We start from the raw sequence: 16,838 nt of genomic DNA, 5'->3' as shown, positions 1-16,838 counted from the left end.
AACGATGGACGCTGTTTCCGGGATAGCACTGGTCGGCGGACGGGGCGTACGCGCCCGGCCGCTGACGCTGATCTCCCCGGACTGTCTGCGCAGCAAGGCCGCCATGAGCCTGGCCGGCCGCAGCCTGATCGAGTGGGCGGTGCAGACCCTGCGGTGCCAGGGCGTCGACCGGTTCTTCGTGGCGGCCAACGGCGGGCAGAACCGCGCCCAGACCAAGGCGATCCTGGAACACGGCGAACGGCTCGGCGTGGAGGTCCGCTACTCCCGGACCCGCTTCGACCGCAGCAACACCGGCTCCGGGGAAGCCACCCTGCGCTGCCTGGAGCACTGGGACCTCCGTGGGCCGGCCCTGGTCTTCCCCTCCGACTCGGTCTTCGACTTCGACCTCGATGCCATGGTCGCCGCCCACCGGGCCGCCGACGCCGTGGTCACCGTCGCCTCCGTGCTCCGCCCGCCCGTCGAGGCCGCGGGCAAGTACGGGGTGGTACAGCGCGGCCCGGACGGGCTGGTGCGGCGCTTCCTGGAGAAACCGGAGCTCAGCACGCTCGGCCGGTGTGGGAGCCAGGTCGAGACGAACGCCGGCATGTACCTCGTCGACTGCGACCGGTTGCGGATGGCCGGACGCGAACCGGCGCTGGCCGCGCTCGCCCTCGGCAGCCTGGACTGGGGCGGGGACCTGCTGCCGTACCTCGCCGGGCACGGCCACCGGGTGGCCTCGTTCCCGATCGCCAGGTTCGGCGATCTGGGCAGCCCCCGCGACTACCTCACCACCCTGCGCGAGGTGCTCCGCGACGAGTACCCGCTGCTCAGCAGCCGAATCGACCCGCCGCCGAGCCCCTTCGCCGGCGCCCGGATCCATCGGAGCAGCCTCCAGCTGAAGGACGAGACCACCGGGCGGACCCTGGCCGAGAAGATCGACGAGGGCACGGTCCGGGTCGGCCCGGGCGTCCGCATCGGCCGGGACGTGGAGATCGGCGCGGGAGTGGTCCTCGCCGACTCCGACATCGGAGACGGCGTCGACATCGGCCCGGGCAGTGTGCTGCGGGGCGTGGCCTGCGGCGACCACAGCATCATCGGCCCCGGCGCCAGGATCTCCGACGCCTTCCTCGGGGCCATGGTCGACATCGGCTCCACCGCCGACCGACCCGTAGTGCTCACGGACTTCTGCGCCCTGGGGGACGAGGTGCGGATCGCGGCAGGGACCCGGCTGAGCGGGGTCAGGGTCCATCCGCAGCTGGAGGTCCACAGCGGCGTCGGCATCCCGCCCGGTGCCGACCTGTCCTGCTTGCAGGACGTCCTGCGCGGGTTGGGGAAGGCGGCGTGATGCGGATCGCCCTGCTGAGCCGGGAGTACCCGCCGGACGTCTACGGCGGTGCGGGCGTCCACGTCGACCAGCTCTCCAGGGAACTGCGACGGCTGGTCGACCTCCGGGTGCACTGCTTCGGCGAACCGCGCCCGGAACCGTACGTCACCGCCCACCGGCCCCCGGGCGGACTGACCGGCGCCAACCCCGCCCTGCGCGCGCTGGCCATCGCCCCGGCCATGGCAGCGGCGGCAGCCGGAGCCGACGTGCTGCACAGCCACACGTGGTACGCGAACCTCGCCGGCCATCTCGGCAAGCTGCTGCACGGGACACCGCATGTGCTCACCGCGCACAGCCTGGAACCGCTGCGCCCGTGGAAGGCCGAACAGCTCGCAGGCGGCTACCAGTTGTCGTTGTTCTGCGAGCGCACCGCGGTGCTCGGAGCGGACCGGCTGATCGCCGTCTCCCACGCGATGCGGGACGACCTCCTGCGCTGCTACCCCGAACTCGACCCCGACCGGGTGGCGGTGATCCACAACGGCATCGACACCGAGGGGTTCGCCCCGGACCCCGGCACCGCGGAACTGACGCCGCTCGGCATCCGTACCGACCGGCCCACCGTGGCCTGCGTCGCCCGCCTCACCCGCCAGAAGGGCCTGCTCCACCTGCTGCGGGCCGCACCGCATCTGGCCCACGGCACCCAGCTGGTGATGTGCGTGAGCGCCCCGGACACCGCGGAGATCGCGTCCGAATTCTCGGCACTGGCGGAGGACGTGCGGGACCAGGGCGTCGACCTGGTGCACGTCCAGGAGCCGCTCTCCCGCGGCGCCCTGCGACAACTGCTCTCGTACGCCGACGTGTTCGCCTGTCCGTCCGTGTACGAGCCCCTGGGCATCGTCAATCTGGAGGCCATGGCGTGTGGGACGCCGGTCGTCGCCACGGCCGTCGGCGGCATCCCGGAAGTGGTCGCCGACGGGGAGACCGGGCTGCTGGTCCCCATCGAGGTGGCCCCGGGCAGCGGGGGCGAGCCCGCCGAGGCGGACTCCTTCGCCAAGGACTTCGCATCCCGCGTCAACGAACTGCTGACGGACCCGGAGCGGGCCCGCCGGATGGGCCGGGCCGGCCGCCGCCGCGCGACCGAGCACTTCTCCTGGTCCTCGATCACCGCGCAGGTCCATCAGATCTACCGGTCCGTGGTGTGAGTGCTGTGGGCCGACAACGGAAAGGGAGGTTCCACGTCCGATGACGATCGACCTGATCGGCACGTTCGAGACGACGGGAACGACGGAGACGACGGAAGCGGTGGAGACGACCGGGAAGGGGCCCCTGGGGCGGGTGGTCCTGGCGCGGCTGCTCGACGAGGAGTTGCGTCCACCGCGGCTGGACCACGTCCGTCCCCCCGCCCCCGTAGGGCGCCTCCTGATCACCGACATCAGGCCCTCGGTCGACGGCGGGCGCAGGCCGGCGCGAGCGGTTCCGGGCGAGCCCTTCGAGGTGTCCGCCACCATCTTCCGCGAAGGCCACGAGAAGCTTGCCGCACACGTGGTGCTGACCGGCCCCGACGGGCAGCCTGGCCCAGTGGTCCGGATGACGGAACGGGTGCCGGGTACCGACCGGTTCACCGCGCACGTCACCGCTGACCGGACGGGGGAGTGGACGTACCGCGTCGAGGCATGGGGCGACCCGATCGCCACCTGGCGGCGCACGGCGAAGGCCAAGATCCCCGCCGGCATCGATGTGGAGCTGACCCTGGAGGACGGCGCCCGGCTGCTGGGCCGGGCGGCACTCGCTCCCTCCGTTGCGGGCACCCCCGCCCAGCCGCTGCTCGCCGATGCGGTCGCGGCCCTCAGGGACACCGGCCGCCCGAAGGCCGTACGGCTCGCCGCCGCGCTGGCGCCCGAGGTGACCCGGGCGCTGGAACAGCACCCGCTCCGCGAACTCCTCACGCCTGCACCGGAGTTGCCCCTCCGGGTGGACCGGGAACGCGCTCTCTACGGCGCCTGGTACGAATTCTTCCCGCGCTCCGAAGGGGCCGTGGTCGATCCGACCGGCCGTCGCCCACCCCGCTCGGGCACCTTCCGCACCGCCGCACGACGGCTTCCCGCCATCGCCGCCATGGGCTTCCAGGTCGTGTACCTGCCGCCGATCCACCCGATCGGCACCAGCCATCGCAAGGGCCCGGGGAACACCCTCACCGCGGGCCCGGACGACCCGGGATCCCCGTGGGCGATCGGTTCCCCGGCCGGCGGCCATGACGCCGTCCACCCGGAGCTCGGCACCGCGGCGGACTTCCGTGACTTCGTGCGCACCGCCCACGACCTCGGGATGGAGGTGGCGCTGGACTTCGCGCTCCAGTGCTCGCCGGACCACCCCTGGGTGCAGGAGCACCCCGCATGGTTCCGGCACCGGGCGGACGGCTCGATCGCCTACGCCGAGAACCCGCCCAAGAAGTACCAGGACATCTACCCCCTCGACTTCGACGCCGACCCCGACGGCATCCACGCCGCCTGCGCGCACGTGCTGCGGCACTGGATCGCCCAGGGAGTGCGGATCTTCCGGGTCGACAACCCGCACACCAAACCGGTGGCGTTCTGGGAGCGTCTGCTCGCTGACGTCCACCGCACCGACCCGGACGTGCTCTTCCTCTCCGAGGCGTTCACCCGGCCGGCGATGCTGCGCACCCTCGCCCGGGTCGGCTTCCACCAGTCGTACACCTACTTCACCTGGCGCAACACCCGCGACGAGGTGGAGTCGTACCTCCGCGAGCTGTCCGGCGGCGATGACGAGGAGTCCGCGGCCTACCTCCGGCCCAACCTCTTCGTGAACACCCCGGACATCCTCCCGGAGTACCTCCAGCGGGGCGGGCGCCCGGCCTTCCAGGTCCGCGCGGTACTCGCCGCGACGGCCTCCCCGACCTGGGGCGTCTACGCCGGCTTCGAGCTGTGCGAGGCGTCGCCCGCCGCACCCGGGCGGGAGGAGTACGCACGCTCCGAGAAGTACGAGTACCGGCCCCGGGACTGGGCCGCCGCAGAAGCCGAGGGCCGTTCCCTCGCACCGCTCCTCACCACCCTCAACCGGATCCGCGAGCAGCACCCCGCCCTCCACCACCTGCGCAACCTGCGCCTCCACAGCAGCGACAACGACGCGCTCATCTGCTTCTCCAAGCACCTCGCCACACCGGACGGCACGGACACCGTGCTCGTCGTGATCAACCTCGACCCCCACTACCCACAGCACGGCACCGTCTGCCTCGACCTGTCCGCACTCGGTCTGGAACAGGACGCCGCCTTCGATGCGCACGACGAACTGAGCGGGGCGACCTACCGCTGGGGCCGGGAGAACTACGTACGGCTCGATCCGAGCCGCCACCAGGTCGCCCACGTCCTCACCATCCGACCTCTGACCAGGACCTCTAGGACCTCTAGGACCTCTAGGAGTTCATGGTGACCCTCATCGACACCCTTGCCCCGTCCCTCGGAGAGTTCGACCTCCACCTGATCGGAGAGGGCCGGCACGAGCAGCTCTGGCGGGTGATGGGCGCTCACCCCGGCCCGAACGGGACCTCCTTCGCCGTGTGGGCACCGGGCGCGCACGCCGTCCGCGTCGTCGGAGACTTCAACGGCTGGGACGGTAGTACCTACTCCATGCGGCGCCACGGATCGTCCGGCGTCTGGACGCTGTCCGTCCCGGAGGCGGGCGAAGGGGACCTGTACAAGTACGAGATCCGCGGCGTGGACGGCCGGTGGCGGCAGAAGGCCGACCCCTTCGCCTTCTCCGCCGAGTGCCCGCCGGGAACGGCCTCGCGGATCTACGCCTCCCGGCACCGGTGGACGGACGCGGAGTGGATGGCGGGACGCACCACCCGCCGGCCCCACGAGGCACCGATGAGCGTCTACGAGGTCCACCTCGGCTCGTGGCGCCCCGGCCTGTCCTTCCGGCAGCTCGCCGAGGTCCTGCCGGCGTACGCCAAGGACCTGGGCTTCACCCACATCGAGCTGATGCCGGTCGCCGAGCACCCCTTCGGCGGCTCCTGGGGCTACCAGATCACCTCCTACTACGCCCCGACCGGTCGGCTCGGCAGCCCCGACGACTTCCGCCACCTCGTCGACGCCTGCCACCGGGCGGGGATCGGGGTGATCCTCGACTGGGTGCCCGCGCACTTCCCCAAGGACGACTGGGCTCTGGCCCGGTTCGACGGCTTCCCGCTGTACGAACACCCCGACCCGCTCCGGGGCGTGCACCCCGACTGGGGGACCCTCGTCTTCGACTACGGCCGCCCCGAGGTCCGCAACTTCCTGGTCGCCAACGCCGTCTACTGGTGCGAGGAGTTCCACATCGACGCGCTGCGGGTGGACGCGGTCGCCTCGATGCTCTACCTCGACTACTCCCGGGAAGACGGTCAGTGGCGGCCCAACGCGCACGGCGGACGGGAGAACCTCGACGCGATCGCCTTCCTCCAGGAGCTCAACGCCACCGTCCACCGGCGGTGCCCCGGAGCGTTCACCATCGCCGAGGAATCCACCGCCTGGGACGGCGTCACCCGCCCCACCGACGCCGGTGGGCTCGGCTTCGGCCTGAAGTGGAACATGGGGTGGATGCACGACTCCCTCGGCTATATGCGCCAGGACCCCGTGCACCGGCAGCACCACCACACCAACATGACCTTCCCCATGGCCTACGCCCATGCAGAGCACTACGTCCTGCCCATCAGCCACGACGAGGTGGTGCACAGCAAGGGCTCGCTCCTCGGGAAGATGCCGGGCGACCGACGGCACCGGTTCGCCGACCTCCGCGCCTACCTCGCCTTCATGTGGGCCCACCCGGGCAAGCAACTGCTCTTCATGGGGCAGGAGTTCGCGCAGTCGGCGGAGTGGTGGCACGACGGGGCGCTGGAGTGGGACCTGCTCGACGCCTCCGCGCCCGGGGCCGCCGACCACCGAGGGGTGCGCGATCTGGTCCGTGACCTCAACCGGCTCTACCGAGGCACCGAGGCACTGTGGCAGGGGGACTCCGCACCGTACGGATTCCGATGGATCGACGCGGACGCGGCCGGGGAGAACGTCCTCTCCTTCGTACGCTACGACGCCGACGGCAACCCGCTCGTCTGCGTGTACAACTTCGCCCCGCAGACGAGGTGTTCCCACCCGCTCGCGTTTCCCGGTGCGGGGGAGTGGCGGGAGGTCCTCAACACCGACGCGCGGTGCTACGGCGGGAGCGGAGTGGGAAACCTCGGAGGGGTGCGCGCCGAGCCGCGCAGTTGGCAGGGGTTCCCGGCCCGTGCCTCGGTGGTGCTCCCTCCACTCGGCGCGCTCTGGCTCACCCCGGAGCACCTATGACGGATGTGCTGCTTCTCGTGGTCGGGGCGACGCTGGTGGCCGCCGCGGCGCGGCGGGCCGGCATCTCCGCGCCCATCGCCCTCGTCGTCACCGGGCTCCTGGTCTCCTTCCTTCCAGGAGTCCCCGACTACCACCTCGACCCGCATCTCGCGCTGCTGGTCTTCGTGCCGCCGCTGGTGTACTCCGACGCTCTGGAGAGCTCGTATCTGAATCTGCGGGCCAATGCGCGCCCGATCGGTCTGCTCTCCATCGGCCTGGTGCTGTTCACCGTGGCCGTGGTCGGCGTCGTGGCCCACACGGTCATTCCCCGTCTGCCGTGGGCAGTGGCCTTCGTCCTGGGCGCGATCCTGGCGCCCACCGACGCGGTGGCGGCCGTCTCCATCGCCCGGCGGCTGGGGCTGCCGCGACGGATCGCCACCATCCTGGTCGCGGAGAGCATCGTCAACGACGCCACCGGCATGACGGCCTTCCGGCTCACCGTGGCCGTGGCCCTCGGCGGCGCGACCTCCTTCCTCCAGGGAGTGAGCGGGTTCCTGCTCGCCTCCTGCGGCGGGGTCGCCGTGGGCCTGTTGCTCGCGGTACTGGTCCGGCGGCTGCGGAGCTGGCTCGCCGACGCCGTGACGGAGAACGCCGTGTCGCTGGTCGTCCCCTTCGCGGCCTACGCCGTCGCCGAGTCGTGTCACGCCTCCGGCGTCCTCGCCGTGCTCGCCGCGGGGCTGTACCTCGGCCACCACTCCACGGGGGCGTCGCATGAGGCACGGTTGCAGGAGAGGGCCACCTGGAAGCTCAGCACCTGCCTGCTGGAGTCCGTGGTCTTCGCCCTCATCGGCCTTCAACTGCCGCCCGTGCTCCAGGCGTTGCACACGACGGACGCGTCCGCGCTCGGCGGTTACGCCGTCGCGGTCCTCGCCGCGGTCATGCTTGCGCGCATTTGCTGGATCTTCCCGGCGACGTACCTGCCACGCCGGATGTCGGCGCGGATCCGGGAGCGTGACCCGTCGCCGCCGTGGCAGCTTCCCGCCCTGATCTCCTGGGCCGGAATCCGGGGAGTGGTCTCACTCGCCGCCGCCTTCGCGGTCCCGCCCGGGATGCCCCATCGCGACCTGCTGCTGTTCCTCGCCTTCGCGGTGGTCCTCGGCACGCTCCTGTTGCAGGGACTCACCTTCCCCGTCGTCGTGCGCCGCATCGGCCTGGGAGAGGACCGGCAGGCGGACCAGGACGACCTGGCGGAGGCGCTGGCGCAGGACGCTGCCGCCCGTGCCGCCTGGACCCGGGTGGAGGAGCTGCTGACCGCCGGCCACGGCACGACGCCCGGGCATGTGGTCGACAGGCTCCGGGAGTTGGCCGAGCATCGGCGCCACACGGCCTGGGAGAGGCTGACGGCACACAGCCGGCCGGGAAGTACCGAAACCCCGACCGCCGCGTACCGGCGGCTGCGCAGGGAGATGCTCGCCGCCGAGCGCCAGGTGTTCGTCCGGCTCCGCGGGGAGGGCCGGATCAACGACGAGGTGCTGCGGCGCGTCATGCACGATCTCGACCTGGAGGAAGCGGTGCTCTGCCGCGACTGACGGGGTGCGGTGGGGGGCCGGGGTGGCTCTGCCCACGTGCGGTCGGACTGTCATCAAGGATCGGCCTGTTTTGTCAAGTGCAGTGGGCAACGCCCCCTTTTGCCGGGAACCGCGCCAATTCGTTTCCTTGGTCAGTCCGCCGGTCAGGCCTCGTGCCGCGTATATAGAACGCGCTAAGGCGCAGCCTGCCAGGTTGGCCGAACTTGTGCGGTCCAGTTTAATGGCTGACGGAAATTCATTCATGCGCCGAGCGTATGGATATCCAGAGACGTTCTCACGATCGGTGTGATGCGGCTTGACGGTCGGCACTCTGAGTAAATCGTTCAACGTTTAATCGAGTGCAGTGAGTGCGGACTGTATCCGGGAACCCCACCGGCCGAAGGGCATTTTCGCATGCCTCGGCCTGCCCGTTTCAGTGAATCTTTCCCGCCATTTTGGTTTCGCGCTGTGTTGCGAGGAGGGATTTGTGTGGACGCCGGGTTCGAAGGGCTCGACTCACAGTGGCTTTCCCAGGACCGTGTCGAGGAACTGTGCGGGATGCTGCTCGCCTCCATCCCCAGAAGTGATCAACGGCGCTGGGGCGAACTGTACATACGTGGACTCCTCCTGGCGGAGGGACGCAAGACGATGCAGGCCATCGCGGACGTGGCCGGCAACGCGGCCATGCAGAGTCTCCAGCAGTTCATCAGCAGCTCTCCCTGGGACTGGAGGCCGGTACGGCAGGCCCTCGCGGGCTATCTGGACCGCGAGATCCAGCCGCTCTCCTGGATCGTCGAACCACTCGCCGTGCCGAAGGCCGGGAAGCACTCGGTCGGAGTCGAGCGCCAATACGCCACCGGTCTGGGCAAAGTGGCGAACTGCCAGCAGAGCTCCGGCGTCTGGCTGGCGTCGGAGGAGTCCAGCTGCCCGGTGGACTGGCAGCTCGCCCTGCCGGCCAGCTGGGTGGCCGGACCGGAGCAGCGCAAACGGGCCGCGATTCCCGATCACATCAGGGCCAGGACTCCGGTGCAGTGCGCCATCGACTCCGTGGTCGAAATGGCGAAGGAGTGGCGCCTCACGCCGCGACCGGTGGTGATGTCCGTGACCAAAGCGGACCTACCCGGAGCCGCGAGGGCGTTCACCGGGCACCGCATCCCGTTCGTGCTCCGCATCGAGGGCTCCGCCCCCGTCATCGCCGCCGACCCCAGACCGGCAGTCTGCGAACAGCGCATCCTCCCAGCGCTCCGGCTCGCGGAGGCACTGAAGGACCAGGCGGGGGCGGTGGAGTGGCGGGACGTCGGCCAGTCGCGGCACCGGGTCAGCAAGGTGGTCGGCACCCGCGTGGGCCTCCCTACGCCCGTCGGCCACATGGCACGCGCGACGGGGACGCCGCCGCTCCTCCTGGTCGGAGCCTGGACGAACCCGGCGATCGCCCGCCCCACGGAATTCTGGCTGTCCAACGTCTGCCACCTCTCCTCCTCGGCGCTCTTCCGGATCGCCAAACTCGCCAGGCGGGTGTCCCAGGACCTCCATGAGGTCTGTGACCGCGTGGGCGTCCGCGACTTCGCCGGGCGGTCCTTCCGGGGCTGGCACCACCACTCCACCCTCGTCTCCATCGCGCATGCGATATCCGTCCTTTCCCGGGCGGACCGGCGCACTCGCGCGCCGTACTCGTCGGCCTCCCCGTTACGACCGCTGATCGGGACGCGATGACCGAGACAACGGCAACAGATGCACCAACACCCCGTACGCCGACACCAGACGCAACCCCCCAGCACCGTAAGCGACTTCGGGAGATCGAGCTCTTCGCGGAGCTGACCGACGGCCAGCTGGACTGGCTTTCCGCGGTGACCGAGGAGCGGTCCCTGGGGGACGGCGAGACCCTGTTCCGGGACGGCGAGCCGGCGACCCACTTCTACGTGCTCCTGGAGGGGGAACTCCTCGTGACCAAAGTCGTGGACGGCCGGGAGGAACTGCTCACCCGGCACAGCACCCGCCCGCGCCCTGGCGAGGGGCACCACGGCAAACCGTCGGCGGCCCACCGCTTCACCGGAGAGCTGCCGTTGCTGACCGACGGCAGCTATCTGGCCACCGCCACCGCCTTCGGTCCCACAGCGGTCCTCACCTGCCCCAAACAGGCCTTCTGCGACATGCTGGTGCGCTGCCCGACCGTGGCGCGTGTACTCCTGCCCGTCCTCGCTTGGCGCATCACATCGTCGGAGATCCAGGCCAGGAACCGGGCCACGGTCACCGCCCTGGGGACACTGGCCGCCGGCCTGGCGCACGAGCTCAACAACCCTGCGGCGGCGGTGGCCCGTGCCGCACAGGACCTGGGACCGGTGATCGACCGGCTCGGCGCGACCGCACAGCACTGGGGAGACGTGGCCGATGACCGGGAACGCTCCGTCCTGAACGAGATGATCGGCGAGATCGCACGCACCCCACCCACCGCCGACACCGATCCCCTCGCCCTCGCGGACCGCGAGGACGCCCTGGGCGACTGGGCGGCAGAACACGGCGCAGTGCGACCAGAGCCACTGGCCACCGCCCTGGCCGAGCGAGGACTGGACCAGGACTGGGCGGCCGCACGGGTGGCGGGCATGGGACCGGACGTCGTCGCCGCGGCGCTCGACCAACTGTCCGCGCTCCTCGAAGCCCGCGCGCTGACGGACCAGCTCCAGTCGGCGGGCCCGAGGATCTCCGCACTGGTGGCCGCGACCCGGGACTACGCCAACCTCGACCGCACCCCTCGGCAGCGGTTCTCCGTGGCCGACGGACTGGAAGCCACGCTGACCATGATGCGGCACCAGCTGTCCGGAGTGCGGATCGTCCGCGACTTCGCGCCGGACCTCCCTCCGGTGACCGGCTATCCCACCGAACTCAACCAGGTGTGGACCAATCTGATCGACAACGCGGTGGACGCCATGGGCGGACAAGGAACACTCACCCTGCGCACCTGCCTCCAGGGAAGCTGCCTGACCGTCGAGATCGGCGACACCGGCCACGGAATCCCGGTCGACTCGCTCTCCCGGATCTTCGAGCCGTTCTACACCACCAAGGACGTGGGCAAAGGGACCGGCCTCGGGCTGCACCTGTCGTACCGGATCGTCACCCAACGGCACGGCGGATCGCTCACCGCACGCTCGACACCGGGCGACACCTGGATGGTCGTCCGCATACCGGCCGACGGAACACGCACGAGAGGAAGCGCCTGATATGCACGCCGTTCTCGAACGCCAATTGGCAGCCCTCGCCGCGGGCGACATAGATGCGGTGATGGAGAACTATACGCCCGATGCGAGCCTCCTCAGATTCGACGGAGTATGCGTCGGCACCGAGCAGATCCGGGCGACGCTCTCCGCCTACCTCACCCTCAAGCCGCGGCTCGTGGAATTGCGGCAGTACGCCGAATGCGCTGACACGCTGTTCTACCGAGCCATAATGAATGTGGGCGGGCAGGAGAGAGGCGCCCTGGGAACGCTGGTGCTGCGAGACGGAAAGATCTGGCGGCAGACGGCCGGATTCCTCGGTGACTGACCCAACGGCTGACTGTTCAACCGGACCACGGAGAAAGGAAATCCCCATGGCGCCCCTCTCGAAGACCGGAGCACTGGAAACCTACCGAGCCTGGAACGCCTGCCTGCTCGCCGGCGACCTGAAAGGCGCGGCTCGGTTCATCGACGCCGACAACTGGCGCGAGAAGTGCCTCGGACTCACCGACTGGCTCACCGACTTCGAGACCGCACTCACCCACTACGAGAAGAACATGGTCCGGCCCTGGACCGGCCTGGAAATGCACGAAGAGGAGGTCGTCGAAGGCCCGGACGCCGTCACCATCCGCTTCCGCGTGGAGGCGACGCACGTGGGGGAGTTCCTGGGCATACCGGCGACGGGGCGCAAGGTCTCGTTCCAGGCCATCCGCATCGTGCACGTGAACGACGGCAGGGTGACCGGGCAGTGGGCGCAGCTCGACCTCTGGGGCATCCATCAGCAACTGACCACTCCGGAAGAGACGTCGGGCAGCGTCGATCGATGAGTGTGGGTGCCGCCCGGGCCCCCTCGTGCCGGTCCTGCGGTCTCGGGATCCCGCCCATGCGCAACCTCGACGACCGGCCGGGCTTCATCGGCCGGACCCGCGGATGTGAACGGGACCGGCCGATGCCCTTCGGATCGACGCGCGGAGCGCTGACGCATTACGAAGTGACGGCGGCCGGAAGGTCGGGCCGGGTCGCCAGGTGGCCGGCGGCGGTGGGGACGGTGAGGACCATGGTCATGCCGCCGCCGGGGGTGTCCTCGGCGGTGAGGGTGCCCGCGATGGCTTCGGCGAAGCCTCGGGCGACCGCCAGGCCGAGGCCGACGCCCGCGCCCCGCGGGGCGTCGCCGTAGCGTTGGAAGGGCTCGAAGATGCGGTCCTTGGCATCGTCGGGGACGCCGGGGCCGCGGTCGGCCACCCGTATTTCGACGCGGTCACCGAGCGCGCTGGCGGACACCAGCACGGACTCGCCGTCCGGGCTGTACTTCACCGCGTTCTCGACGACGTTGGCCACCGACCGTTCCAGCAGCCCCGGGTCGACGGCGACCATCGGCAGCTCTTCGGGGATGTCGAGGATGACGCTGTCCTCGGGCACGCCGCCGAGCGCCATCGGCACCACCTCGTCGAGGTCGATCTCGCGGATCAGGGGCGTGACGGTGCCGGTCTGGAGCCGGGACATGTCGAGGAGGTTGCCGACGAGGTGGTCGAGGCGGTCGGCGCCCTCCTCGATGCCCGCGAGGAGTTCGGCCTGGTCCTCGTCGGACCATTCGATGTCGTCGGAGCGCAGGGAGGTCACGGAGGCCTTGATGCCGGCCAGGGGAGTGCGCAGGTCGTGACTGACGGCGGCGAGCAGCGCGGTGCGCATGCGGTTGCCCTCGGCCAGTTCGCGGGCGTGGTCGGCCTGGGATTGCAGGCGCTGGCGGTCGAGGACGACGGCGGCCTGCGCCGCGAAGGCCGCCAGCACGCGACGGTCTTCGGCGGGCAGGACACGGCCGGTGAGCGCGAGAGCCATATGGTCGCCGACGGGCATGTCGACGTGCGCGTCCTCGGGGCGTTCGAGCGGGCTGACGTCGCCCACGCTGCCCGAGCAGGTCCAGGGGGCCGTGTCGTTCTCCCGCTCCAGAAGTGCCACCGCATCCATCGCGAAGGTTTCGCGCACCCGCTCCAGGAGGGCGTCGAGGGTGGTTTCGCCGCGCAGCACGCTGCCTGCCAGGAAGGAGAGGATCTCCGACTCGGCGCGCAGCCGGGCGGCTTGATGGGTGCGTCGGGCGGCGAGGTCGACGACTGACGCGACCGAGATCGCCACCAGGACGAAGATGATGAGCGCAAGGATGTTCTTGGGGTCCGCGATGGTGAGGCGGCCCACGGGCGGGGTGAAGAACCAGTTGAGCAGGAGCGAGCCGACCACGGCCGAGGCGAGCGCCGGAACCAGCCCGCCCAGCAACGCCGCGGCAACCGTCAGTACCAGGAACAACAGCATGTCGTTGGCGAGCCCCAGGACCGCCCCCACCTGCAACAGCAGCAGGGTCAGCAGGGCCGGCCCCACCGATCCGACCAACCAGCCCCAGATGATCCGGGGCCGTCCCAGCCGCGCGCTGCGGGCGACCGGGAGCCCGCGTCCCTTGGCGACCTCCTCATGCGTGACGATGTGGACGTCGAGGTCGGGGCCGGAGTCGCGAGCGACGGTCGCGCCGACGCCGGGCCCGAAGATGTACTGCCACGCCTTGCGGCGGCTCGACCCCAGCACGATCTGGGTGGCGTTGACGCCCCGGGCGAATTCGAGCAGGGCGGAAGGGACGTCCTCGCCCATCACGTGGTGGAAAGTTCCGCCCAGGTCCTCGATGAGGGTGCGCTGGACGGCGAGTTCCTTGGGCGAGCCGGCGGCCAGTCCGTCGCTGCGGCCTATGTAGACGGCGAGCACTTCGCCGCCGGCGCCCTTCTCGGCGAGGCGGGCGGCGCGCCGGATGAGGGTGCGGCCCTCGCTGCCGCCCGTCAGACCGACGACGATGCGCTCGCGGGAGCCCCAGATCTTCGAGACCTTGTGCTCGCTCCGGTACTCCTGGAGGTATTCGTCGACCCGGTCGGCCACCCACAGCAGCGCCAGTTCGCGCAGCGCGGTGAGGTTGCCGGGCCGGAAGTAGTTCGACAGCGCCGCGTCGACCTTGTTGGGCTTGTAGATGTTGCCGTGCGCCATCCGGCGGCGCAGCGCGTGGGGCGACATGTCGACCAGTTCGATCTGGTCGGCGCGGCGCACCACCTCGTCGGGGACGGTCTCCTTCTGCCGCACACCCGTTATCGACTCGACGATGTCCCCGAGGGATTCCAGGTGCTGGATGTTCACCGTCGAGATCACATGGATCCCGGCTTCCAACAGCTCCTCGATGTCCTGCCAGCGCTTGGTGTTGCGCGAGCCGGGGACGTTGGTGTGCGCCATCTCGTCGACCAGCGCCACGGCCGGCCTGCGCTCCAGGATCGCGTCCACGTCCATCTCGGTGAAGACCGTGCCGCGGTACTCCATTTCCTTGCGCGGGAGCTGCTCCAGGCCGTGCAGCATCACCTCGGTGCGCGGTCGCTCGTGGTGCTCGACGAAGGCGACCACGCAGTCCGTGCCGCGCTCCACGCGCCGATGCGCCTCCGACAGCATCGCGTACGTCTTGCCGACGCCCGGTGCCGCGCCCAGGTATATCCGAAGCTTGCCGCGTCCCACGTGCTCCCGCTCTCCATGTCGTCTTGGTCAGGGGCTCGAAGCCCGGGTTGTCAGGCGTCGAAGCGGTAGCCCATGCCGGGCGAGGTGGAGAAGTGCTTCGGGTGTGCCGGATCAGGCTCCAGTTTGCGCCTGAGCTGGGCCATGTAGACGCGAAGATAGTTGGTCTGCGTGCTGTGTGACGGACCCCATACTTCCTCCAGCAGCTGCTGCTGGCCGACGAGCCGCCCGCTGTTGCGCACGAGCACCTCCAGCAGGTGCCACTCGGTCGGGGTCAGCCGGACGCCGCGCCCGTCGCGCCGGGCCTTCTTGGCGGCGAGGTCGAGTGTGAAGTCCTCCGTCACGATCACCGTGGCTTCGTCGGACGGCTTGGCCGTATCGATTCTGCGGGCCGCGGCGCGCAGCCGGGCCAGCAGCTCGTCCATGCTGAACGGCTTGGTGATGTAGTCGTCGGCGCCCGCGTCGAGCGCGGTGACCTTCTCGTCGGAGGCCCGGCGGGCGGAGACCACCAGGATCGACGCCCGGCTCCACCCGCGTAGCTCCTTGATCACGTCGAGGCCGTCCATGTCCGGCAGACCGAGGTCGAGCAGGACGACGTCCGGTGGGTGTGCGGCGGCCAGGCGCAGGGCCTGTGCGCCATCGGGCGCGGTGTCCACGTCGTAGTCGCGTGCCTTCAGATTGATCTCAAGGGCCCGTACGAGAGGTGGTTCGTCCTCGACCACCAGCACACGGGTCATCGGTGTCACCTTTCTGTTTTCTGCTGGTCGTACGCGAATCTCTGTCGGTCGTACGCGAAGAACGCGGCGTCGCGGGTGGCCGGTCCCCCATGCCGGCCACCCGCGACGCGGGCACTCACTTCTTGGCGAGTTCCCTCACCGCGATGTTCAGCTTGAGCACGTTCACCGCGGGCTCGCCGAGGAAGCCGGCGGAACGGCCGGCGGTGTTGGCCCTCACCAGCTTCTCGACCTGCCCGACGCTCAGCCGGTTGTGCTCGGCCACACGCTTGACCTGGATCTCGGCGTAGTCGGGCGAGATACCGGGGTCGATGGCGGAGGCCGAACCGGTGACCGCGTCCTTGGGGACCTCGGACTGCGGTACGGCGTTGAACTCGGCGACCTGCTTCTTCGCCGCCTTCACGTTCTTCACCAGCGTGGGGTCGCTCGCACCGAGCTGGCTGGAGCCGGTGGCCATCGGGTCGTACGTGCTGTTGGACGGACGGCCCTGGAACCACTTGGGATCGGGCTTGTCCGTTCCCTTGAAGTTCCAGCTCTGGCCGATGAGCTCGGAGCCCACGACCTTGCCGTCGACCTTCACCTCGGACCCGTTGGCCTTGTCGTGGAAGGCCGCCTGCGCGATGCCGGTGACGACCAGCGGGTAGATGACGCCGCACACGACCGTGAGGACCAGCAGGATGCGTAGTGAGGCCCATGCCAGACGGAGCGTGCTGGTGACGGAGTTGTTCATGGCGGTCACCCGATTCCGGGGATGAGGGAGATGAGCAGGTCGATCAGCTTGATGCCGATGAACGGGGCGATCAGGCCGCCCAGGCCGTAGATGCCCAGGTTGCGGCGCAGCATCTTGTCCGCGCTCATCGGCCGGTACTGCACGCCCTTCAGGGCCAGCGGCACCAGTGCGATGATGATCAGCGCGTTGAAGATGACCGCCGACAGGATCGCGGACTCGGGCGAGGCCAGGCCCATGATGTTGAGCTTGTCCAGGCCCGGGTAGGCCACCGAGAACATGGCCGGGATGATCGCGAAGTACTTCGCGACGTCGTTGGCGATCGAGAAGGTGGTCAGCGCACCCCGGGTGATCAGCAACTGCTTGCCGATCTCGACGATCTCGATGAGCTTCGTCGGGTTGGAGTCCAGGTCCACCATGTTCCCGGCCTCCTTGGCGGCCGAGGTACCGGTGT

The 16,838-nt window shown here is 70.0% G+C and carries 12 protein-coding genes and 1 pseudogene; 9 read left to right on the top strand and 4 right to left on the bottom strand.

Annotated features, from left to right (window positions below):
- Nucleotides 1-4 precede the first annotated feature (4 nt).
- From AB0C96_RS37530 to AB0C96_RS37490, 9 genes are all read left to right on the top strand, one after another.
- Nucleotides 5-1,324 (top strand): sugar phosphate nucleotidyltransferase, encoded by a 1,320-nt coding sequence (locus AB0C96_RS37530; protein WP_362924061.1) that lies wholly within the window; start codon nt 5-7, stop codon nt 1,322-1,324.
- Nucleotides 1,324-2,505: a glycogen synthase gene (gene glgA, locus AB0C96_RS37525; RefSeq protein WP_362924059.1), complete on the top strand. Its 1,182-nt coding sequence runs from the start codon at nt 1,324-1,326 to the stop codon at nt 2,503-2,505. The genes AB0C96_RS37530 and glgA overlap by 1 nt, the downstream gene beginning before the upstream one ends.
- 40 nt (nt 2,506-2,545) lie before the next feature.
- Nucleotides 2,546-4,750 (top strand): alpha-1,4-glucan--maltose-1-phosphate maltosyltransferase, encoded by a 2,205-nt coding sequence (locus AB0C96_RS37520; protein WP_362924057.1) that lies wholly within the window; start codon nt 2,546-2,548, stop codon nt 4,748-4,750.
- Nucleotides 4,744-6,639: a 1,4-alpha-glucan branching protein GlgB gene (gene glgB / locus AB0C96_RS37515; RefSeq protein ID WP_362924055.1), complete on the top strand. Its 1,896-nt coding sequence runs from the start codon at nt 4,744-4,746 to the stop codon at nt 6,637-6,639. Before AB0C96_RS37520 ends, glgB begins: the two co-directional genes overlap by 7 nt.
- Nucleotides 6,636-8,207 carry a Na+/H+ antiporter gene (locus AB0C96_RS37510; RefSeq protein ID WP_362924053.1) on the top strand — a complete coding sequence of 524 codons (1,572 nt, stop codon included), beginning with the start codon at nt 6,636-6,638 and terminating at the stop codon, nt 8,205-8,207. Before glgB ends, AB0C96_RS37510 begins: the two co-directional genes overlap by 4 nt.
- Nucleotides 8,208-8,675: 468 nt before the next feature.
- Complete coding sequence (locus AB0C96_RS37505) at nt 8,676-9,899, top strand: transposase (protein ID WP_362924051.1); 1,224 nt, start codon at nt 8,676-8,678, stop codon at nt 9,897-9,899.
- The gene (locus AB0C96_RS37500) at nt 9,896-11,401 is read left to right on the top strand and encodes an ATP-binding protein (protein WP_362924049.1); all 1,506 of its coding nucleotides are present in this window, start codon (nt 9,896-9,898) and stop codon (nt 11,399-11,401) included. The genes AB0C96_RS37505 and AB0C96_RS37500 overlap by 4 nt, the downstream gene beginning before the upstream one ends.
- Nucleotide 11,402: 1 nt before the next feature.
- A complete protein-coding gene (locus AB0C96_RS37495) occupies nt 11,403-11,723 on the top strand; it encodes a nuclear transport factor 2 family protein (RefSeq protein ID WP_362924047.1) in 321 nt (106 codons plus the stop codon).
- A 46-nt stretch (nt 11,724-11,769) separates the two neighbouring features.
- Nucleotides 11,770-12,222, top strand: a complete 453-nt coding sequence (locus AB0C96_RS37490; RefSeq protein ID WP_362924045.1) for an ester cyclase — start codon at nt 11,770-11,772, stop codon at nt 12,220-12,222.
- A 157-nt stretch (nt 12,223-12,379) separates the two neighbouring features.
- On the opposite strand, the gene AB0C96_RS37485 is transcribed toward AB0C96_RS37490, so the two are convergent.
- From AB0C96_RS37485 to AB0C96_RS37470, 4 genes and pseudogenes are all read right to left on the bottom strand, one after another.
- Entirely contained in the window at nt 12,380-14,926 is a 2,547-nt protein-coding gene (locus AB0C96_RS37485) for a sensor histidine kinase KdpD (RefSeq protein ID WP_362924043.1), read from the bottom strand.
- Between the two features lie 50 nt (nt 14,927-14,976).
- Nucleotides 14,977-15,660 carry a response regulator transcription factor gene (locus tag AB0C96_RS37480; RefSeq protein ID WP_362924041.1) on the bottom strand — a complete coding sequence of 228 codons (684 nt, stop codon included), beginning with the start codon at nt 15,658-15,660 and terminating at the stop codon, nt 14,977-14,979.
- Nucleotides 15,661-15,775: 115 nt separating this feature from the next.
- On the bottom strand, nt 15,776-16,387 hold the full coding sequence (gene kdpC / locus AB0C96_RS37475; RefSeq protein WP_362924039.1) for a potassium-transporting ATPase subunit KdpC: 612 nt from the start codon (nt 16,385-16,387) through the stop codon (nt 15,776-15,778).
- A gap of 5 nt (nt 16,388-16,392) precedes the next feature.
- A pseudogene (locus AB0C96_RS37470) lies at nt 16,393-16,838 on the bottom strand (potassium-transporting ATPase subunit B); the annotation flags it as partial.

The organism is Streptomyces sp. NPDC048506 (assembly GCF_040651315.1).
In the GTDB taxonomy this organism is placed as follows: Bacteria; Actinomycetota; Actinomycetes; order Streptomycetales; family Streptomycetaceae; genus Streptomyces.
The sequence above is the reverse complement of the archived record's forward strand: the minus strand, read 5'-3'. Positions and strand labels throughout refer to the sequence as shown.